This is a genomic window from Kitasatospora sp. NBC_01302, assembly GCF_035976515.1.
Taxonomy (GTDB): Bacteria; Actinomycetota; Actinomycetes; order Streptomycetales; family Streptomycetaceae; genus Kitasatospora.
Window position 1 is genome coordinate 1,927,231 of the sequence record NZ_CP108404.1, and the last position, 19,625, is coordinate 1,946,855.

Annotated in this window: 17 protein-coding genes; 1 reads left to right on the top strand and 16 read right to left on the bottom strand. The window is 72.5% G+C overall.

Annotated features, from left to right (window positions below; genetic code table 11):
* The first annotated feature begins 202 nt into the window (after positions 1 to 202).
* On the top strand, positions 203 to 778 hold the full coding sequence (locus tag OG294_RS07680) for a hypothetical protein (protein WP_327065669.1): 576 nt from the start codon (positions 203 to 205) through the stop codon (positions 776 to 778).
* 145 nt (positions 779 to 923) lie between these two features.
* Here OG294_RS07680 and OG294_RS07685 read toward each other — a convergent pair whose 3' ends face one another.
* From OG294_RS07685 to pyrR, 16 genes are all read right to left on the bottom strand, one after another.
* Positions 924 to 3,008 (bottom strand): primosomal protein N', encoded by a 2,085-nt coding sequence (locus OG294_RS07685; RefSeq protein ID WP_327065670.1) that lies wholly within the window; start codon positions 3,006 to 3,008, stop codon positions 924 to 926.
* A 160-nt stretch (positions 3,009 to 3,168) separates the two neighbouring features.
* Positions 3,169 to 4,362: a methionine adenosyltransferase gene (gene metK, locus OG294_RS07690; RefSeq protein WP_327065671.1), complete on the bottom strand. Its 1,194-nt coding sequence runs from the start codon at positions 4,360 to 4,362 to the stop codon at positions 3,169 to 3,171.
* A 245-nt stretch (positions 4,363 to 4,607) separates the two neighbouring features.
* The gene (gene coaBC / locus OG294_RS07695) at positions 4,608 to 5,825 is read right to left on the bottom strand and encodes a bifunctional phosphopantothenoylcysteine decarboxylase/phosphopantothenate--cysteine ligase CoaBC (RefSeq protein ID WP_327065672.1); all 1,218 of its coding nucleotides are present in this window, start codon (positions 5,823 to 5,825) and stop codon (positions 4,608 to 4,610) included.
* Positions 5,826 to 5,968: 143 nt separating this feature from the next.
* Positions 5,969 to 6,235, bottom strand: a complete 267-nt coding sequence (gene rpoZ, locus OG294_RS07700) for a DNA-directed RNA polymerase subunit omega (protein ID WP_035840778.1) — start codon at positions 6,233 to 6,235, stop codon at positions 5,969 to 5,971.
* A gap of 93 nt (positions 6,236 to 6,328) precedes the next feature.
* Positions 6,329 to 6,886, bottom strand: coding sequence for a guanylate kinase (gene gmk, locus OG294_RS07705; RefSeq protein ID WP_327065673.1), 558 nt, complete (start codon positions 6,884 to 6,886; stop codon positions 6,329 to 6,331).
* 60 nt (positions 6,887 to 6,946) lie between these two features.
* Positions 6,947 to 7,273, bottom strand: coding sequence for an integration host factor, actinobacterial type (gene mihF / locus OG294_RS07710; RefSeq protein WP_327065674.1), 327 nt, complete (start codon positions 7,271 to 7,273; stop codon positions 6,947 to 6,949).
* 267 nt (positions 7,274 to 7,540) lie between these two features.
* A complete protein-coding gene (pyrF, locus tag OG294_RS07715; protein ID WP_327065675.1) occupies positions 7,541 to 8,377 on the bottom strand; it encodes an orotidine-5'-phosphate decarboxylase in 837 nt (278 codons plus the stop codon).
* Positions 8,374 to 9,402, bottom strand: coding sequence for a dihydroorotate dehydrogenase (locus OG294_RS07720; protein WP_327065676.1), 1,029 nt, complete (start codon positions 9,400 to 9,402; stop codon positions 8,374 to 8,376). The genes pyrF and OG294_RS07720 overlap by 4 nt, the downstream gene beginning before the upstream one ends.
* The gene (locus tag OG294_RS07725) at positions 9,399 to 10,256 is read right to left on the bottom strand and encodes a dihydroorotate dehydrogenase electron transfer subunit (RefSeq protein ID WP_327065677.1); all 858 of its coding nucleotides are present in this window, start codon (positions 10,254 to 10,256) and stop codon (positions 9,399 to 9,401) included. The genes OG294_RS07720 and OG294_RS07725 overlap by 4 nt, the downstream gene beginning before the upstream one ends.
* Before the next feature lie 154 nt (positions 10,257 to 10,410).
* A complete protein-coding gene (locus tag OG294_RS07730; RefSeq protein ID WP_327065678.1) occupies positions 10,411 to 11,505 on the bottom strand; it encodes a quinone-dependent dihydroorotate dehydrogenase in 1,095 nt (364 codons plus the stop codon).
* A 62-nt stretch (positions 11,506 to 11,567) separates the two neighbouring features.
* Positions 11,568 to 14,876, bottom strand: a complete 3,309-nt coding sequence (carB, locus tag OG294_RS07735; RefSeq protein WP_327065679.1) for a carbamoyl-phosphate synthase large subunit — start codon at positions 14,874 to 14,876, stop codon at positions 11,568 to 11,570.
* A gap of 3 nt (positions 14,877 to 14,879) precedes the next feature.
* Positions 14,880 to 16,055: a glutamine-hydrolyzing carbamoyl-phosphate synthase small subunit gene (gene carA / locus OG294_RS07740; RefSeq protein ID WP_327065680.1), complete on the bottom strand. Its 1,176-nt coding sequence runs from the start codon at positions 16,053 to 16,055 to the stop codon at positions 14,880 to 14,882.
* Positions 16,052 to 16,651 carry a PH-like domain-containing protein gene (locus tag OG294_RS07745; RefSeq protein ID WP_327065681.1) on the bottom strand — a complete coding sequence of 200 codons (600 nt, stop codon included), beginning with the start codon at positions 16,649 to 16,651 and terminating at the stop codon, positions 16,052 to 16,054. The genes carA and OG294_RS07745 overlap by 4 nt, the downstream gene beginning before the upstream one ends.
* Positions 16,648 to 17,952 (bottom strand): dihydroorotase, encoded by a 1,305-nt coding sequence (locus OG294_RS07750; protein WP_327065682.1) that lies wholly within the window; start codon positions 17,950 to 17,952, stop codon positions 16,648 to 16,650. The genes OG294_RS07745 and OG294_RS07750 overlap by 4 nt, the downstream gene beginning before the upstream one ends.
* Positions 17,949 to 18,938 carry an aspartate carbamoyltransferase catalytic subunit gene (locus OG294_RS07755; protein WP_327065683.1) on the bottom strand — a complete coding sequence of 330 codons (990 nt, stop codon included), beginning with the start codon at positions 18,936 to 18,938 and terminating at the stop codon, positions 17,949 to 17,951. Before OG294_RS07755 ends, OG294_RS07750 begins: the two co-directional genes overlap by 4 nt.
* Before the next feature lie 7 nt (positions 18,939 to 18,945).
* Entirely contained in the window at positions 18,946 to 19,572 is a 627-nt protein-coding gene (pyrR, locus tag OG294_RS07760) for a bifunctional pyr operon transcriptional regulator/uracil phosphoribosyltransferase PyrR (RefSeq protein WP_327065684.1), read from the bottom strand.
* Between the last annotated feature and the right edge of the window lie 53 nt (positions 19,573 to 19,625).

Genomic DNA, 19,625 nt, shown 5'->3' on the forward strand with positions numbered 1-19,625 from the left:
GCGGTCTCGGGCAGGCGTTCATACGGGCAGCACGTCAGTCTATGCGGCGCGGCCGGGATCCCGAATCCCGCCTCCCGGATCCCGGAGCGCACTCACGCGTGACCCCGGACCCCGCTTCGGCGTTGGTCAAAAGAGATTGACCGTGAGTTTCACCGGGCCGGCGCGAGGCCCCATCATTTGCACGGAAGGTGGCCTGAGCACGATGGCCGAGCAGATCAACCACGACACCCGGGCACGGGCGAGCCTGCACCTGCTGGTGCGCGACATCGAGCGGGTCCGCCGCCAGGTCGACGCCCTGCGTACCCTCACCGCCCAGTTGGGCAATGTCTACCGGCCCCGGCGCCCCAGCAGCTCGGGCGGTTTCGTGGTGTACGGGCGGGCGCCCGCGCCGACCGTACGGCTGGCCCAGGAGCTGCGCGAGAGCGTGGAGACCCTGGTGGCGGCGGCGGTGGAGTTCGACCGGGCGCTCGGCTTCTCCTGGGACTCGGTGGGCTCCGCCCTCGGGGTGACCAAGCAGGCGGTGCACCGCAGGTACGGGATGCGCCGCTCGGCGACCGAGCTGCTGGGCGCGGCGGCGGCCGGCGGCGTGCCCGGTGGCCCGGCGGCGCTGGGTGCCACGCTGCCGGCTCCGGCCGCACCGCGCGACGACCTGCGCGCGGAGGAGACGCCCGCCCCGCCGGCCCAGACCCCGGCCCCGGCCGGCGTCCCGCTCGCCCGCTCCGTCCCGGCGGCGCGCCAGGGCGGTCTCGACCGGCCCGGCATCCCGCTGCGCGGCTGACCTTCCGCGCGACGCCCTCTGAGCGGCACCGTCTGACGCCCCGTCACCGCATCCCGCCGCACGCCCGAGCCCCAGTGCGCAGGAAGTCGGCCTCCCCGACTTCCTGCACCCAGGGTCGGCCCTGCTCCGGGCAGCGAGCCCGACCTCACCCGATGTCGGTCGGATCGATCCGCACCTTCACCGGCTCCGCCCCCCGCAACGCGACCCGCGCGATCTGCGCCGCCTTCAGCGCCGCGGTCAGTGCCCCGCCCTGCCCCGGGCGCACCCGCAGCAGGGCACGCTCCTGCTCCTGACCGCGCAGCGGCGGCAGCGGCACCGGGCCGAGCAGGTCCGCCCCCTCGGGCAGCCGGGTGAGCCCGAGCAGATCGGCCACCGCGGCGGGCGTCCCGGTGACCGAGGCCATCCGGGAGACCGGCGGGAAGCCCAGCTGCGCCCGCTCCGCCAGCTCCAGGTCCGCGTGCCCGGCCGGGTCCCAGCGCACCAGCGCCTGCACCGGCCGCGCGGTGGGCTCGGCCACCACGACCACCTGGCCGCCCTCGGTGGCCGGCCGCACCAGCGCGGCCGCCGCCAGCCACAGCCGCAGCGTCTCCTCCCCGGAGCGCAGGTCGGGCCGGCTGAGCAGGGCCCACCCGTCCAGCAGCAGCGCGGCGGCGTACCCACCGCCCTCGGCCACCGGCTCGGCCCCGGGCGTGGAGATCACCAGCGCCGGCTCGGCCGACACCCCGGCCAGCACCGCGTCCCGGCCCGAGGTCCGCACCGGGATCCCCGGGAAGGCCTTGCCCAGCTCCTCGGCCGTCCGCCGGGCGCCCACCACCTGCGCGCGCAGCCGGAACGAGCCGCACTCCTCGCAGTGCCAGTCCAGCGCGGCGACCCCGCACCAGGCGCACTGCAGCGCCTCCCCGGCGCCGACGGCCTCCAACGGCCCGGCGCAGTGCGTGCAGCGGGCCGGGGTGCGGCAGCGCCCACAGGCCAGCCGCGGCACGTAGCCGCGGCGCGGCACCTGGACGAGCACCGGGCCGCTGCGCAGCGCCTCGCGCGCCGCCTGCCAGGCCACCGAGGGCAGCCGGGCGACCTGCGCGGCGGCGTCCCTGGCCTGGTCGGCCTCGCCGACGGTGCGCACCCGCGGCGCGACCTCGCGCACCACCGCGCGGTCGGCGGCCAGCGGACGGGCCCAGCCCGTGCGCAGCAGCTGTGCACTCTCCACTGTCATCGCGAGCCCTCCGACCAGCACGGCGGCCCCCTCCTCGGCAGCGCGCAGCAGCGCGACCTCGCGCACGTGCGGATGGGGTGCCCGCGGGTCGCTGTGGCTGCTGTCGCCGTCCGACCAGACCACCAGCAGGCCCAGGTCGTGCACGGGCGCGAAGACCGTGGCCCGGGTGCCGAGCACCGCGCGCACCGAACCCCTGCTGACGGCGAGCCAGTTGCGGTAGCGGTCCTTGGGGCCGAGGTCGGCGGTGAGCACCGCGTGGTGCCCGGAGCCGCCGAGCAGCTCGGTGAGCGCCGCATCCACCCGGGCCACCGCCCGCCCGTCGGGCAGCACCACCAGGGCGCCGCGCCCGCCGGCCAGCGTGGCGGCCACCGCCAGCGCGATCTCCTGCGGCCAGCTCGGTCCGGGCAGCGCCGTCCAGACCGCGCGCGGGGTGTGCCCGGCGGTCAGCGCGCTCAGGAACTCGGGCCCCTGCGGATAGCGCTGCCAGCTGCCGGCGGCCGGCGCGGCGGGCGCCGGCAGCGGGGCCGGCGAGGGCTGCGCCTCGGCCTTGGCGTGCCGCGGCGGCACGGCCAGCTGCAGCACGTCGGCCAGGGTGCCGGCGTAGCGGTCGGCGATGGTGCGGCTGAGCTTCAGCAGGGCCGGGGTCAGCACCCGCTCGGCGGAGAGCACTTGGGCCAGCGGGGCGAGCGGGCCGCGGTAGTCGCTGCTCGCCAGCCGGGCCACGATGAAACCGTCGTGCAGCTCGCCGCCCTCGCGGCGGCCCGCGGCGCTGACCCGGGCGCCGAACCGGACCCGGACCCGCACGCCCGGCTGGGCGGCTTCGGCCATCGCGACCGGCACCGCGTAGTCGAAGAACTGGTCGAGGTGGAGCAGGCCCTTGTCGACCACCACCCGGGCCACCGGCAGCTCCTCGGCCAGGTGCGCGCCGTGCCAGGTGCGCGGCTTGGCCCGGCGCACCGTCTCACGGATCAGCGCCAGCTGCTCCGGCGGCCCGCCCGGGGGCGTGTCGTCGCTGCTCATGGGCTCGCCGGCCCCCTTTCCCGTGCCGCCACCGTGGATCACCCGGGTCCAGTGGTACCACGTGACACGGACAGACCGCGGCGGCGGCGCCCACCCTGGGGATGGACGCCGCCGCCGCGGTCGACGCGAAGGGCCCGCTGGCCCCGCGCGGTGCTGGGGATCAGGCCCCGACAGCCGCCTTCAGCTGCTCGGCGCGGTCGGTGCGCTCCCAGGTGAAGTCCGGCAGCTCGCGGCCGAAGTGGCCGTAGGCGGCGGTCTGGGAGTAGATGGGCCGCAGCAGGTCCAGGTCGCGGATGATGGCGGCCGGACGCAGGTCGAAGACCCGGGTGACGGCTTCCTGGATCTTCAGGACCGGGGCGGTCTCGGTGCCGAAGGTCTCCACGAACAGGCCCACCGGCTCGGCCTTGCCGATCGCGTACGCGACCTGCACCTCGGCGCGGCGGGCCAGGCCCGCGGCGACGATGTTCTTGGCGACCCAGCGCATCGCGTAGGCGGCCGAGCGGTCGACCTTGGACGGGTCCTTGCCGGAGAAGGCACCGCCACCGTGGCGGGCCATGCCGCCGTAGGTGTCGATGATGATCTTGCGGCCGGTCAGACCGGCGTCGCCCATCGGGCCGCCGATCTCGAAGCGACCGGTCGGGTTGACCAGCAGGCGGTAGTTCGAGGTGTCGATGTCCACACCCGCCAGCACCGGCTCGACCACGAACTCGCGGATGTCGGGCGCGAGCAGCGAGTCCAGGTCGATGTCACTGGCGTGCTGGGTGGAGACCACCACGGTGTCGACCCGCACGGCCTTGTCGCCGTCGTACTCGATGGTGACCTGGGTCTTGCCGTCGGGGCGCAGGTAGGGGATGGTCCCGTTCTTGCGCACCTCGGTCAGCCGGCGCGACAGGCGGTGCGCCAGGGTGATCGGGAGCGGCATCAGCTCAGGGGTGTCGTCGCACGCGTACCCGAACATCAGGCCCTGGTCGCCGGCGCCCTGCCGGTCCAGCTCGTCGTCCTCGCCGTCGACCCGGTGCTCGTGGGCGGTGTCGACGCCCTGCGCGATGTCCGGGGACTGCGAGCCGATCGAGACCGAGACGCCGCAGGAGGCGCCGTCGAAGCCCTTCTTCGAGCTGTCGTACCCGATCTCCAGGATCTTCTCGCGCACCAGCTGCGCGATCGGCGCGTACGCCTTGGTGGTGACCTCGCCGGCCACGTGCACCTGGCCGGTGGTGATCAGCGTCTCGACGGCGACCCGGGAGGTCGGGTCGTCCTTGAGCAGGGCGTCGAGAATGGTGTCGCTGATCTGGTCAGCGATCTTGTCGGGGTGTCCCTCGGTCACGGACTCCGAGGTGAACAGGCGGCGAGACACAGCGCTCCCTGGGGTTGCAGCGGCTGCTGACTGAATGCCCCCGATCGAAGGGCATCCGGAAAGACTTGATTCCTGGAGTGTAACGGTCGGCTATCGACCTTCGACACTCCTTTCGCCGATTCACGGACGCTGCGTCTCACGTGGTGGGCAGACCAACCATCGGCCCACAGCCCGCCCGACCAGCGGACCAACCGTCTCCGCGGTCGAACACGTGCGCCAGATCACGTCGGCCGGGCCGGCCCCGCTCAGGACTGCCCGGCGCCGTCCAGCCGGGCCGCGACCAGATCCCAGACCGCGTCGGCCAGATCCTCCTTCGGCCCTGGTGCGACCGGGTGTTCGGAGCCGTCGGCAGCCAGCACCACGGCCTCGTTGGTGTCGGTCCCGAAGCCCTTGGCCTCGCCGACCTCGTTCACCACCAGCAGGTCGCAGCCCTTGCGGGCGAGCTTGGCCCGGCCGTTGGCGAGCACCTGGTCGGTCTCCGCGGCGAAGCCCACCACCAACTGACCCGGGCGGGCCCGGTGGCCGGACAGTTCCGCCAGGATGTCCGGATTGCGGACAAGGGCGACGGGCGCGGGCTCCACGCCGTCCCGCTTCTTGATCTTCGCCGCCGCGTACTCGGCCGGCCGGAAGTCGGCCACGGCCGCGGCCATCACCACCACGTCGGCCTCGGCCGCCGCCTTCACCGCCGCCTCGCGCAGCTCCAGCGCGGTGGTGACCTTGACCACATCGACCCCGGCCGGGTCCGGCAGCCCGACGTTGGCGGACAGCAGCGTCACCCGGGCACCGCGCGCCGCGGCGGTGGTGGCCAGCGCGTAGCCCTGCTTCCCGGAGGAGCGGTTGCCCAGGTAGCGCACCGGGTCCAGCGGCTCGCGGGTGCCGCCGGCCGAGACCACCACATGACGGCCCGCCAGGTCGGGCGCCGCCGCACCGCGGGCCAGCACCCGGCGGCAGGCGGCGAAGATCGCGTCCGGGTCGGGCAGCCGGCCCTTGCCGGTGTCCGCCCCGGTCAGCCGGCCCACCGCCGGGTCCAGCACGATCGCACCGCGCCGCCGCAGGGTGGCCACGTTCTCCTGGGTGGCCGGGTGCTCCCACATCTCGGTGTGCATCGCCGGGGCGAAGACCACCGGGCAGCGCGCCGTCAGCAGGGTGTTGGTGAGCAGGTCGTCGGCCAGCCCGTGGGCGGCCTTGGCCAGCAGGTCGGCGGTGGCCGGCGCCACCACGACCAGGTCGGCCTGCTGCCCGATCCGCACGTGCGGGACCTCGTGCACCCGGTCCCAGGTCTCGGTGGCGGCGGGCCGCCCGGACAGCGCCGCCCAGGTCGCCTCGCCCACGAAGTGCAGCGCCGCCGCGGTGGGCACCACGGTGACCTGGTGACCGGACTCGCTGAAACGCCGCAGCAGCTCGCACGCCTTGTAGGCGGCGATGCCACCGCTCACACCGAGGACCACCCGGGGCTGGCTCATGGGACTCCATTCGCTCAAAAGATGCGCGTTCACCTTAGTAGGGTCCGCCGGGGGTCCGCTTCACAGGATCCGCCGGGGGTCTGCGATCAGCGCACACAGAAGGGCCCGCCGGACGAATCCGGCGGGCCCTTCCACACGTCGCATCAGGCGGCGTCGACGGCCTCCGCGGTGAGCATGCCCGCGTTGATCTCGCGCAGCGCGATCGACAGCGGCTTCTCGTGCACGTGGGTGTCGACCAGCGGGCCGACGTACTCCAGCAGACCCTCGCCGAGCTGCGAGTAGTAGGCGTTGATCTGACGGGCACGCTTGGCCGCGTAGATCACCAGGCTGTACTTGGAGTCCGTGGCCTCAAGCAGCTCGTCGATCGGCGGGTTGATGATGCCCTCGGGCGCGGTCATGGAAGAGGACACGCGAAAACCTTCCGAAAGGGTGGAAAAAACAGAACGCCTGATGTCGATTCCCCGGTCACGGATCACTGTGAACCGCTAGCAGAGAAGATCGGATCAGTCTACACCGAGCAAGGCTAGCAGCTCGGTCGCCACCTGCTCGACCGAGGTGTTCACCAGCGTGGTGTCGAACTCCGGCTCGGCGGCCAGTTCGACCTTGGCGGCGGCCAGCCGCTCGTCGATCACCGCCTGGGGCTCGGTGCCCCGACCGGTGAGCCGGCGGACCAGCTCCTCCCAGCTCGGCGGAGCCAGGAAGACCAGCTGTGCCTCCGGCATCGACTCGCGCACCTGGCGGGCGCCCTGCAGGTCGATCTCCAGCAGCACCGGCTCGCCGCGCTCCAGCTTGGCCTCGACGGCCGCACGCGGGGTGCCGTACTTGTTGCCGGCGAAGACGGCCCACTCCAGCAGTTCGCCGTTCGCGACCATCTTGTCGAACTCGTCGCTGTCGACGAAGTGGTAATGGACCCCGTCCTTCTCGCCGGGCCGCGGGTGCCGGGTGGTCGCCGACACCGAGAGCCAGACCTCGGGGTGCTGTTGCCTCATATGAGCGACGACCGTGCTCTTGCCGACCCCCGAAGGGCCGGAGAGCACGGTCAGCCGCGGACGTTCACTCATGCACCGATTATCCCGGATCCTGGACGGACCCGGGACCACCCGGTGCCGAACCGGCGCGCGTCAGGACGACGTGGCGCCGAACTCCCGCTCCAGCGCGGAGATCTGGTTCGTACCAAGACCACGGACCCGGCGGCTCTCACTGATGCCGAGACGCTCCATGATCTGCTTGGCGCGGACCTTGCCGACGCCCGGAAGGCTCTCCAGCAGTGCGGAGACCTTCATCTTGCCGATGACATCGTTGTCCTCTTTGCCGGACTTGATGACCTCGTGCAGGGAGGCTCCCGAGTGCTTGAGCCGGTTCTTCACCTCAGCGCGCTCCTTGCGAGCCTCGGCGGCCTTGGCCAGCGCGGCGGAGCGCTGTTCAGGGGTAAGGGGCGGAAGAGCCACGCCGTTCACCTCAGGGTCTGGAAGGAAATGAAGTGCTAGGACATTGGTCGAACCAGGCGCCTGCCACAGCCCGTTCGGACTACGACCGCAGTGGAACCTAGCCACTCTGACCTGCGAGAGCAACGAGAATCGCACCACCGAGGGCACCTACCGCCGGACACTACCCGCATTGCGCGCCCACGTCAGGAAAAGAAGCCGAAAAGTCCTGGTCAGCACAGGTAGGCCAGGACTTTTCGGGAGAAAACGGCCCGGTTTGGGCCCTCCTCGTCAAGCGAGTGTGACAGCCCTCACATCGTCGACGAAGCGCTGCGCGGCCTCCCGCAGGGCCGTCACGGACGGTCCGTGCTTGAGTACGTCGCGACTCACGCTCGGCACTACGTCGGCTACGGACGCACCGAAGACCCGCGGCAGGTCGGCCATCGTCGCGCCCTGGGCGCCGATCCCGGGAGCCAGCAGCGGCCCGTTGATGGCCAGTTCCACTCCCGCGTCGGCCAGCGTGGCGCCGACCACCGCACCGAAGGAGCCGAGCGGCTCGGCGCCGGCGTTCTCCGCGGCCAGGTGCCGCAGCACCTGCTGGGCGACGCTGACGTTGTTCGGCGCCATCGCGCGCTGCACCTCGAAGCCCTCGGGGTTGGAGGTCAGCGCGAGCGCGAAGATGCCGCAGCCGTGCTCGCGGGCCAGGTCGAGCGCCGGGCGCAGCGAGCCGAAGCCGAGGTAGGGGCTGACGGTGAGGGCGTCGGAGAACAGCGGGCTGTCGGGCAGCAGGAAGGCCTCGGCGTAGGCGGCCATGGTGGAGCCGATGTCGCCGCGCTTGGCGTCCATCACCACCAGCGCGCCGGCCGCCCGGGCCTCGGCCACGGTCCGCTCCAGGACGGCGACGCCCTTACTGCCGAACCGCTCGAAGAAGGCGGCCTGCGGCTTGAGCACGGCCACCCGGTCGGCGAGCGCCTCGACCACGGTGCGGCTGAAGGTCGTCAGGCCCGCCAGGTCGTCGCCCAGTCCCCAGGCGGAGAGCAGGGCGGCGTGCGGGTCGATGCCCACGCAGAGCTGGCCGCGGTCGTCCATGGCGTGGCGCAGCCGGGCGCCGAAGGGAGCGAGGGTCATGAGGGCCTTTCGGTGGAAGAGGGCCGGCGGGGCGGGCCCGCGGGCGAGGAGGGGCGGTGGGCGTAGCCCACCGCGTCGGTGTACTTGGCGAAGCCGCGCGTCGCCAGTTCGGCGCGCAGCTCGGCGAGGATGCGCTGGGGAGCGGCCGGATCCTGGAAGAGCGCGGTCCCCACGGCCACCCCGCTGGCGCCGGCCAGGGTGAACTCGAGTGCGTCGCGCCCGCTGCGGATCCCGCCCATGCCCAGGATCGGCACCTGCGGGATCCGGCCGGCCAGCATCGCGGCGTGCACCTGGTAGACGCAGCGCACGGCGATCGGCCGCAGCGCGGGCCCGGAGAGGCCGCCGGTGCCGCCGGCCAGCGCGGGGCGCAGCGTGTCCAGGTCGACGGCCAGGCCGAGCGAGGTGTTGATCATCGACAGGCCGTCGGCCCCGGCCTGCACACAGGCCGCCGCGATCTCGGTGATCGAGGTGACGTCGGGCGAGAGCTTGGCATAGACCGGCAGCTCGGCGTCGGTGATTTTCCGCACCGCGCGCACCACGTCGTACGAGGTGGCGGGGTTGCGGGCGAAGACCAGCCCGCGGTCGGCCACGTTGGGGCAGGAGATGTTGAGTTCGAGGCCGACCACCCCGGGCTGCCCGTTCAGGCGCTCGGCGGTCTCGGTGAACTCCTCCAGCCGCTCCCCCGCGATCGACACCAGCACCCGGGCGCCGCGCTCGGCCAGCCAGGGCAGCTCGTGGCGCACGAAGTGCTCGATCCCCGCGCCCTGCAGGCCGATCGCGTTGAGCATGCCGGAGGGCGTCTCGGCCAGCCGCGGGGTGGCCTGCCCGGAGCGCGGGTAGGGCATGATCGTCTTGGTGGTCACGGTGCCCAGCGCGTCCAGCGGGACGAACCGGGCCAGCTCCCGCCCGTACCCGGCGCAACCGGAGGCGGTGCTGAGCGGGTTGGGCAGCGTGCGGCTGCCCAGTGGTGCGCTGAGGTCGACGTCCTCGGGGTCGACCTCGGTAGCCGTGAACCGTGCCGTCATCGCAGCCCTCCTCCCATCGCGGCGGCGCCCTCCAGGTCGTCGGGGACGCTGCCGATGTCCGCCCAGCGCACCCGGGCCCCGTCGAAGACCGGTCCCTCGGTGCAGGAGCGGACGAACCGGCTGCGCCCGTCCTCGCCGACCACCGGCAGCACGCAGGTCATGCAGATGCCCGTCCCGCAGGCCATCGCCTCCTCGACCGCGGTGTGCACCCGCACCTCGTGGGCGACGGCGATCTCGCTGACGGCCCGCAGCATCGCCATCGGGCCGCAGGCGTAGACCACGGTGGCCCCGATCGCCCGGATCGCCTCGGCCAGCGGGTCGGTGACCCGCCCGGCCAGCCCCGTCGAGCCGTCCTCGGTGAGCAGCAGGACGTCCTGGGTGAGTGCGCGGGCCTGGTCGACGCCGTAGAGCCCCCCGGTGCCGGCCGCGCCGAGGACGAAGCCGATCCGCCCGCCGCGCCGCCGGATCTCGGCGCCCAGTGCGAACAGCGGTGCGCTGCCGTAGCCGCCGGCCACCAGCAGGGCGCTGACGGGCTGCTCGGGCAGCGGGAACGGCGTGCCGAGCGGGGCGATCAGGTCGAGCCGCTCGCCCACCCGGGCGCCGGCCAGCTCCCGGCTGCCGGCCGCCTTCGGGGCGATCACCAGCTCGATCGTGCCGGCCTGCGGGTCGGCCCGGTGGATCGCGAAGGGCCGGCGCAGCACCAGGGCCGAGCCGGGCCCGCCCACCGCCAGGGTGGCGAAGTGGCCGGGCCGCACCCGTTGCGGCACCCCTGGGGCGTGCAGCACCAGGCGGTGGTACGCCCCTTCGGGATGGTTGGCGAGCACCTCGGCCCGCAGCTGCAGGGGGTTGGCCATGGACAGGCCCCTTTCGACCGCTCTGGCTGCTTCTGGGTTGGCTGGCTCCCGGAACTCTCCCAAACCAGGCTGTCGGCTGTCACATCCCCCCGATTTATGACATACCGTCAGATGATCACACTGTCGGTCGGGGCTGCCGAGCCGGGCTGCCGGATCAGGCCGCCGAACCCACGGCCTCCGCCAGGCTCCCGAAGCCCGCGCGGCGCAACCGCAGGCTCAGGCCCTTGTGCACCCGGCGCATCCAGAACGGCCCCTCGTAGATGAAGGCGCTGTAGCCCTGCACCAGGTCGGCCCCGGCGATGATCCGCTGCCAGGCGTCCTCGGCAGTCTCGATCCCGCCGACCGAGACCAGCGTGAGCCGCCCGTCGGTCCGCTTGCGCAGCCGCCGCAGCACCTCCAGCGAGCGCTCCTTCAGCGGCGCCCCGGAGAGCCCGCCCATCCCGATCTCCTCGATCCGGGCGGCCGGCTCGCGCAGCCCCTCGCGGCCGATCGTGGTGTTGGTGGCGATGATGCCGTCCAGGCCCAGCTCGAGCGCCAGGTCGGCGACCGCGTCCACGTCCTCGTCGGCCAGGTCGGGCGCGATCTTCACCAGCAGCGGCACGTGGTGCGGGGTGGACCGGTCGGCGGCCTCGCGCACGGCGCTCAGCAGCGGGCCCAGGTGCGAGACGGCCTGCAGGTTGCGCAGCCCCGGGGTGTTCGGCGAGGAGACGTTGACCACCAGGTAGTCCGCGTACTTGGCCAGGCGCTCGGTGCTCTTGACGTAGTCGGCCACCGCGTCGGCCTCCTCGACCACCTTGGTCTTGCCGATGTTGACGCCGACCACCGGCGAGAGCGAGCCGCGCTGGCGCTGCGCCAGGCGGGCCGCGATCCGGGCCGAGCCCTGGTTGTTGAAGCCCATCCGGTTGATCAGCGCACGGTCGTCCACCAGGCGGAACAGCCGCGGCGCCGGGTTGCCGGGCTGCGGCTCACCGGTGACCGTGCCGATCTCCACGTAGTCGAAGCCGAGCATCGCCAGGCCGTCGATGCCCACCGCGTTCTTGTCGAACCCGGCGCCCAGGCCGAACGGGCCCGGCAGGTCCAGGCCGAGCGCGGTGGTGCGCAGCGCCTTGTCGCGCGGGGCCAGCACCAGGGCGACCAGCTGCCGCAGGCCCGGCACCGAGGCGGCCAGCCGGATCCAGAAGAACGCCAGGTGGTGGGCCTTCTCGGGGTCCATCTTCCGGAAGACCAGATTGAACAGCAGCTTGTACACAGGGGGCTCCTCGCATGGCTGTGGGGGGCACCGAGGCACGGTGCCCCCCACACAGGATCGTCCTACTGGCGGGCGGAGTTGATCATCGCCGCGTGCTCCTGCAGCGACATCACCCCGACGTCGCCACGGGTCAGGGCGTCGATGCCCTGCACGGCCGCGCCCATCGCCTGCACGGTGGTCAGGCAGGGCACCCCGCGGGAGACGGCCGCGGTGCGGATCTCGTAGCCGTCCAGTCGGCCGCCGGTGCCGTACGGGGTGTTGATGATCAGGTCGACCTCGCCGTCGTGGATCAGCTGCACGATGGTCCGCTCGCCGTTCGGGCCCTCGCCCTCGCTGTGCTTGCGCACCAGGGTGGAGGGGATCCCGCCGCGCTGCAGCACCTCGGCGGTGCCGGCGGTGGCGAGCACCTCGAAGCCCAGCTCGACCAGCGCCCGGGCCGGGAAGACCAGGTTGCGCTTGTCGCGGTTGGCCACCGAGACGAAGACCTTGCCCTTGGTCGGCAGCGCGCCGTACGCACCGGCCTGGGCCTTGGCGTACGCGGTGCCGAAGACCTTGTCGATGCCCATGACCTCACCGGTCGAACGCATCTCCGGGCCGAGCACGGTGTCCACGCCGCGGCCGTGGATGTCGCGGAAGCGGCTCCACGGCATCACGGCCTCCTTGACCGAGATCGGGCAGTCGGCCGGCAGCGTGCCGCCGTCGCCCTCGGCCGGCAGCAGGCCCTCGGCGCGCAGCTCGGCGATGGTGGCGCCGAGCGAGATCCGGGCCGCCGCCTTGGCCAGCGGCACGGCGGTCGCCTTGGAGGTGAACGGCACGGTCCGCGAGGCGCGCGGGTTGGCCTCCAGCACGTAGAGGATGTCCCCGGAGAGCGCGAACTGGATGTTGATCAGACCGCGCACCCCGACGCCCTTGGCGATCGCCTCGGTGGAGGTGCGCAGCCGCTTGATGTCGTGGCCGCCCAGCGTGATCGGCGGCAGCGCGCAGGCCGAGTCGCCGGAGTGGATGCCGGCCTCCTCGATGTGCTCCATCACGCCGCCGAGGTAGAGCTCGGTGCCGTCGTAGAGCGCGTCGACGTCGATCTCCACCGCGTCGTCGAGGAAGCGGTCGATCAGCACCGGGTGCTCGGAGATCAGACCGGCGTGCCGCTCCAGGTAGGAGGCGAGCGAGGGCTCGTCGTAGACGATCTCCATGCCGCGCCCGCCGAGCACGTAGGAGGGGCGGGCCAGCACCGGGTAGCCGATCTCGTCGGCGATGGCCTTGGCCTCCTCGAAGGAGAAGGCGGTGCCGTGCTTGGGCGCCGGCAGGCCGGCGTCCCGCAGCACCCGGCCGAAGGCGCCGCGCTCCTCGGCCAGGTCGATCGCCTCGGGCTGGGTGCCCACGATCGGCACGCCGTTGTCCTTCAGCGCCTGCGCCAGGCCCAGCGGGGTCTGGCCGCCGAGCTGCACGATCACACCCGCCAGCGGACCGGCCTGCTGCTCGGCGTGGACGATCTCCAGCACGTCCTCCAGGGTGAGCGGCTCGAAGTAGAGCCGGTCGGAGGTGTCGTAGTCGGTGGAGACGGTCTCCGGGTTGCAGTTGACCATGACGGTCTCGTAGCCGGCGTCCGCGAGCGCGAAGGAGGCGTGCACGCAGGAGTAGTCGAACTCGATGCCCTGACCGATCCGGTTCGGGCCCGAGCCCAGGATGATCACCGCGGGCTTGGTGCGCGGGGCGACCTCGCTCTCCTCGTCGTAGGAGGAGTAGAAGTACGGGGTCCTGGCGGCGAACTCGGCGGCGCAGGTGTCGACCGTCTTGAAGACCGGACGGATGCCGAGCGCGTGCCGCACCTCGCGGACCACGTCCGGCTTCAGGCCGCGGATCTCACCGACCTGCTGGTCGGAGAAGCCGTGCCGCTTGGCATGGCGCAGCAGCTCGGCGTCGAGCTTGTCGCTCTCGGCCAGCTCGACGGCGATCTCGTTGAGCAGGAAGAGCTGGTCGACGAACCACGGGTCGATCCGGGTCGCCTCGAAGACCTCCTCCTGGGTGGCGCCGGCCCGGATCGCCTGCATCACGGTGTTGATCCGGCCGTCGGTGGGCACCTGCGCCTTGGTCAGCAGCTCCGCCTTGTCGCCCACCTCGCCGACCCAGGTGAACTGCGAGCCCTTCTTCTCCAGCGAGCGCAGCGCCTTGTTGAGCGCCTCGGGGAAGTTGCGGCCCAGCGCCATCGCCTCGCCGACCGACTTCATGGTGGTGGTCAGCGTGGCGTCCGCGCTCGGGAACTTCTCGAAGGCGAAGCGCGGGACCTTGACCACCACGTAGTCGAGGGACGGCTCGAAGGAGGCCGGGGTCTCCTCGGTGATGTCGTTGGGGATCTCGTCCAGCGTGTAGCCGACGGCGAGCTTGGCGGCGATCTTGGCGATCGGGAAGCCGGTCGCCTTGGAGGCCAGCGCCGAGGAGCGGGAGACCCGGGGGTTCATCTCGATCACGATGATGCGGCCGTCGACCGGGTTGATCGCGAACTGGATGTTGCAGCCACCGGTGTCGACGCCGACCTCGCGGATGATCGCGATGCCGATGTCACGCAGCGTCTGGTACTCGCGGTCGGTGAGCGTCATGGCCGGCGCGACCGTGATCGAGTCGCCGGTGTGCACGCCCATCGGGTCGAAGTTCTCGATCGAGCAGACCACCACGACGTTGTCGTTGCGGTCGCGCATCAGCTCGAGCTCGTACTCCTTCCAGCCGAGGATGGACTCCTCCAGGAGCACCTCGGTGGTCGGCGACAGCGCCAGGCCCTGGCCGGCGATCCGGCGCAGGTCCTCCTCGTCGTGCGCGAAGCCGGAACCGGCGCCGCCCATGGTGAAGGAGGGGCGGACCACGACGGGGTAGCCGCCGAGCGTCTCGACGCCCGCCAGCACGTCCTCCATCGAGTGGCAGATCACCGAGCGGGCCGACTCGCCGTGGCCGATCTTGGCGTTGACGGCCTCCACCACGCCCTTGAAGAGCTGGCGGTCCTCGCCCTTGTGGATCGCCTCGACATTGGCGCCGATCAGCTCGACGTCGTACTTGGCCAGCGTGCCGTTCTCGTGCAGCGAGATGGCGGTGTTCAGCGCGGTCTGCCCGCCCAGCGTGGGCAGGAGCACGTCGGGGCGCTCCTTGGCGATGATCCGCTCGACGAAGTCGGGGGTGATCGGCTCGACGTAGGTGGCGTCGGCGATCTCCGGGTCGGTCATGATCGTGGCCGGGTTGGAGTTCACCAGCACGACCCGCAGGCCCTCGGCCCGCAGCACCCGGCAGGCCTGGGTGCCGGAGTAGTCGAACTCGGCCGCCTGGCCGATGACGATCGGGCCGGAGCCGATGACCAGGACGGACTTGATGTCAGTGCGCTTCGGCACGGGTCAGCTCCCTGCGGTGGTGCGGGTCGGGGCAGCGGCGATCAGCTCGACGAAGCGGTCGAACAGGTAGGCGGCGTCGTGCGGGCCTGCCGCCGCCTCGGGGTGGTACTGCACGCTGAAGGCGGGCGTGTCCAGGCACTGCAGGCCCTCCACCACGTCGTCGTTGAGGCAGACGTGGGAGACCTCGGCGCGCCCGAACGGGGTGTCGCTCACCTGGTCCAGCGGGGCCTGGACGGCGAAGCCGTGGTTGTGCGCGGTGACCTCGACCTTGCCGGTGGTGCGGTCCTGCACCGGCTGGTTGATGCCGCGGTGGCCGTACTTGAGCTTGTAGGTCCCGAAGCCCAGCGCGCGGCCCAGGATCTGGTTGCCGAAGCAGATGCCGAAGAACGGGGTCCGGCGGCTCAGCACCTCGCGCAGCACCGCGACCTGGTGGTCGGCGGTGGCCGGGTCGCCGGGGCCGTTGGAGAAGAAGACGCCGTCGGGCTGCACGGCGTAGATGTCCTCGGCCGTCGCGTTCGCGGGCAGCACGTGCACCTCGATGCCGCGCTCGGCCATCCGCTGCGGGGTCATCGCCTTGATGCCGAGGTCGACCGCGGCCACGGTGAACTTCTTCTCACCGATCGCCGGGACGATGTACGGCTCGTTGGTGGCCACCTCGGCGCACAGGTCGGCGCCCTTCATCTCCGGCGCCCGGAGCACCCGGCTCAGCAGCTCGGCCGGCTCGGCCAGCGCCGGTCCGGAGAAGATGCCCACCCGCATCGCCCCGCGCTCGCGCAGGTGGCGGGTGAGGGCGCGGGTGTCGATCCCGCTGATGCCGACCACGCCCTGCTCGATCAGCTCGGCGTCCAGCGAGCGCTGCGAGCGCCAGTTGGACGGGACCCGGGCGGGGTCGCGCACGACGTAACCGGCCACCCAGATCCGCTTGGACTCGGGGTCCTCGTCGTTGACGCCGGTGTTGCCGATCTGCGGGGCGGTCATCACGACCACCTGGCGGTGGTAGGAGGGGTCGGTGAGGGTCTCCTGGTAGCCGGACATGCCGGTGTTGAAGACGGCCTCGCCGAAGGTCTCGCCGATCGCGCCGTACGCCTGGCCGCGGAAGGTGCGACCGTCCTCCAGCACCAGCACGGCGGGCACGCGGTCGCGCCAGGGGCGCGGCGCGGTGGGGGCAGGTGCGGTCATGGTGTTACGCCTTCCGTCTTCGTCGTACCGGCCGGGGCCGGCTGTGTTGCGAGTTGTGCGATCGCGGTGACCCAGGCCGCGTGGTCGTCCGGGTGGTCCAGCCGGAAGCCGGATTCCAGCTCGGTGCCGGTCTCCCCGCCGGGGCCGGCCAGCCGCCAGCCGACCACCAGCAGGCCGGCCGGGACCACCTTGCCGGCGATGCCGGAGTCGGTCCGGGCGCCGGTCAGGTCCCCGGCGGCCAGCCAGAGGTCCGCCTGGCCCGGGCGGCGGACCAGCAGGCCGCGCTCGGTGAGGGTCAGGTCGGCCAGGCTGCGGGCGCCCAGGCCGTGCGCCACGACCCGTTCCAGCCAGCTCCCGGCGATGGTGCTGCCGTGGTACCGGCCGCTGCTCTCCAGGATGGCCGTGCCGGTCTCGGCCGGCACGGCGGGAAGCGCCGCCAGGTCGGACTGCAGGGTGCGCCGCCAGTTCCAGCCCTGGCGCATCAGCCAGTAGACGACCGCGATCACGATCAGCAGGCCGACCGACCAGCCGATGTAATTCGGCCAGTCGTGCACCTTGGCCTTCTCCATGGCCAGCAGGGCGGGCACGGCGCTCATGCGAGCTCGCCCTGCTCGACCAGCTCGCCGGCCAGCACGGTGGCCACCCCGCGCAGGAAGGTGGCGTGCACCCGGCCGGGCAGGTCGAGCCCGCGGTAGGGGGTGTTGCGGCTGCGGGAGGCGAAGCTGTCCGGATTCACGCTGCCACGGTACGCGGGATCGAACAGCACCAGGTTGGCCGGCTCACCGACCGAGACGGGCCGTCCGTGCCCGCTGAGACGGCCGATCCGGGCGGGGCGGTGCGACATCCGGTCCGCGACGCCCTCCCAGGTCAGCATGCCGGTGTCGACCATCGCCTGCTGGACCACCGAGAGCGCGGTCTCCAGGCCCACCATGCCCATCGCGGCGGCGGCCCACTCGCAGTCCTTGTCCTCCGCGGGGTGCGGGGCGTGGTCGGTGGCGACCGCGTCGATGGTGCCGTCGGCCAGCGCGGTGCGCAGCGCCTGCACGTCCTCGGCGGTGCGCAGCGGCGGGTTGACCTTGTAGACCGGGTCGTAGCTGCGCACCAGCTCGTCGGTGAGCAGCAGGTGGTGCGGGGTCACCTCGGCGGTGACGTTCCAGCCCTTGGCCTTGGCCCAGCGGATGATCTCCACCGAGCCCGCCGTGGAGACGTGGCAGACGTGCAGCCGCGAGCCGACATGCGCGGCGAGCAGCACGTCGCGGGCGATGATCGCCTCCTCGGCCACCGCCGGCCAGCCGCCGAGCCCGAGCTCGCCGGAGACCTGGCCCTCGTTCATCTGGGCGCCCTCGGTGAGCCGCGGCTCCTGGGCGTGCTGGGCGACGACGCCGTCGAAGGCCTTCACGTACTCCAGCGCGCGGCGCATGATCACCGCGTCGTCCACGCACTTGCCGTCGTCGGAGAAGACCCGCACACCGGCGGCCGAGTCGTGCATCGCGCCCAGCTCGGCGAGCTTCTTGCCCTCCAGGCCCACGGTGACGGCGCCCACCGGCTGCACGTCGCAGTAGCCGGAGGCCCGGCCGAGCCGCCAGACCTGCTCGACCACGCCCGCGGTGTCGGCCACCGGGAAGGTGTTGGCCATCGCGTGCACGGCCGTGTAGCCGCCCATGGCCGCGGCCTGGGTGCCGGTCAGCACGGTCTCCGCGTCCTCGCGGCCCGGCTCGCGCAGGTGGGTGTGCAGGTCGACCAGGCCCGGCAGGGCGATCAGGCCGTGCGCGTCGATGTCGACGTCGGCCTCGGCGCTCAGGCCGGTGCCGATCTCGCTGATCACACCGTCGGTGATGAGGATGTCCTGCGCGGGGCCGCCGAGGATCTGGGCGTTGCGAATCAGGTAGCTGGTCACTGGGCGGCCTCACTGGTTTCGGTGCGGGGGGCGTCGGTGGGACCGTCGTTGAAGACGGCCCCGCCAAGCAGCAGGTACAGGACGGCCATCCGGATCGAGACGCCGTTGGCGACCTGTTCGACGGCGGTGCAGCGCGGAGAGTCGGCCACCTCGGCGGTGATCTCCATCCCGCGCACCATCGGCCCGGGGTGCATGACGATGGCGTGCTCGGGCAGCTTGGCCATCCGCTGGCCGTTCATCCCGTAGCGGCGCGCGTACTCGCGCTCGGTGGGGAAGAACGCGGCGTTCATCCGCTCGCGCTGGACGCGCAGCATCATCAGCGCGTCGGTCTTGGCGAGCGCGGCGTCCAGGTCGTAGCTGACCTCGCAGGGCCAGTTCGGGATGCCGATCGGCAGCAGGGTGGGCGGGGCCACGAAGGTGACCTGCGCGCCGAGCGTCTGCAGCAGCAGCACGTTGGAGCGGGCCACCCGGCTGTGCAGCACGTCGCCGACGATAGTGATCCGCCGGCCGCTCAGGTCGTTGCCCAGGCCCGGGTTGAGGTGGCGGCGCATGGTGAGCGCGTCCAGCAGGGCCTGGGTGGGGTGCTCGTGTGTCCCGTCGCCGGCGTTGATCACGCTGCCGTGCAGCCAGTCGGACTGGGCCAGCCGGGCCGGCGCACCGGAGGCGTGGTGCCGGATGACGACGGCGTCGGCGCCCATCGCCTGCAGGGTCAGCGCGGTGTCCTTGAGGCTCTCGCCCTTGGAGACCGAGGAGCCCTTGGCGGCGAAGTTGATGACGTCGGCGCTCAGCCGCTTCTCGGCGACCTCGAAGGAGGTCTTGGTGCGGGTGGAGTCCTCGAAGAAGAGGTTGACGACGGTGCGACCGCGCAGCGTGGGGAGCTTCTTGACGGCCCGTCCGGAGAGCTGGGCCAGCTCCTCGGCGGTGTCCAGGATCAGCAGCGCGTCGTCGCGGCTGAGATCGGCGGCGGAGACGAGGTGGCGCTTCACGGGACCATTACTCCGAAATCTGGGGGTCCGGGCGGTTCGGGGTGGCGAGTGCCTGCGAGCTGCGGGCGGCGTAGTCGCGGTCGCCGACCAGGACGGCGTCCTGCCCGTCGGCGTCGGCGAGCTGGACCTGGACCGCCTCGCGCAGCGAGGTCGGCAGGTTCTTGCCCACGTAGTCGGCGCGGATCGGCAGCTCGCGGTGGCCGCGGTCGACCAGGACGGCCAGCTGCACGGCCCGGGGGCGGCCGATGTCGCCCAGCGCGTCGAGCGCGGCGCGCACCGTGCGGCCGGAGAAGAGCACGTCGTCGACGAGGATCACCAGGCGGCCGTCGATGCCGCCGGCCGGGATCTCGGTGTGCTCCAGCGCCCGGGCGGGCTTGAGCCGCAGGTCGTCGCGGTACATGGTGATGTCCAGCGTGCCGAGCGGGATCTCGCGCCCGGTGATCTGGATCAGCTTGGCGTGCAACCGGCGGGCGAGGTGGACACCGCGGGTGTGGATGCCGAGCAGGACGACGTCCTCGGCGCCCTTCGCGCGCTCCACGATCTCGTGCGCGATCCGGGTGATCACCCGGGAGATGTCGGCGCCGTCCAGCACCTGGTGCGGCGGACGCGGAATGTCTGTCTGTGATGTGGTCATGCCGAAGCGGACCTCCTTCCCCGCCTCACGGGACGGGTCTTAAAGGATGTCGG

Bases quoted from the DNA above. Each gene is read 5' to 3' on its own strand.
- OG294_RS07680 (WP_327065669.1), top strand. From the start codon at position 203: ATGGCCGAGCAGATCAACCACGACACCCGGGCACGGGCGAGCCTGCAC.
- OG294_RS07685 (WP_327065670.1), bottom strand. From the start codon at position 3,008: ATGAGCAGCGACGACACGCCCCCGGGCGGGCCGCCGGAGCAGCTGGCG.
- coaBC (WP_327065672.1), bottom strand. From the start codon at position 5,825: ATGAGCCAGCCCCGGGTGGTCCTCGGTGTGAGCGGTGGCATCGCCGCC.
- gmk (WP_327065673.1), bottom strand. From the start codon at position 6,886: ATGAGTGAACGTCCGCGGCTGACCGTGCTCTCCGGCCCTTCGGGGGTC.
- pyrF (WP_327065675.1), bottom strand. From the start codon at position 8,377: ATGACCCTCGCTCCCTTCGGCGCCCGGCTGCGCCACGCCATGGACGAC.
- OG294_RS07720 (WP_327065676.1), bottom strand. From the start codon at position 9,402: ATGACGGCACGGTTCACGGCTACCGAGGTCGACCCCGAGGACGTCGAC.
- OG294_RS07725 (WP_327065677.1), bottom strand. From the start codon at position 10,256: ATGGCCAACCCCCTGCAGCTGCGGGCCGAGGTGCTCGCCAACCATCCC.
- carA (WP_327065680.1), bottom strand. From the start codon at position 16,055: ATGACCGCACCTGCCCCCACCGCGCCGCGCCCCTGGCGCGACCGCGTG.
- OG294_RS07745 (WP_327065681.1), bottom strand. From the start codon at position 16,651: ATGAGCGCCGTGCCCGCCCTGCTGGCCATGGAGAAGGCCAAGGTGCAC.
- pyrR (WP_327065684.1), bottom strand. From the start codon at position 19,572: ATGACCACATCACAGACAGACATTCCGCGTCCGCCGCACCAGGTGCTG.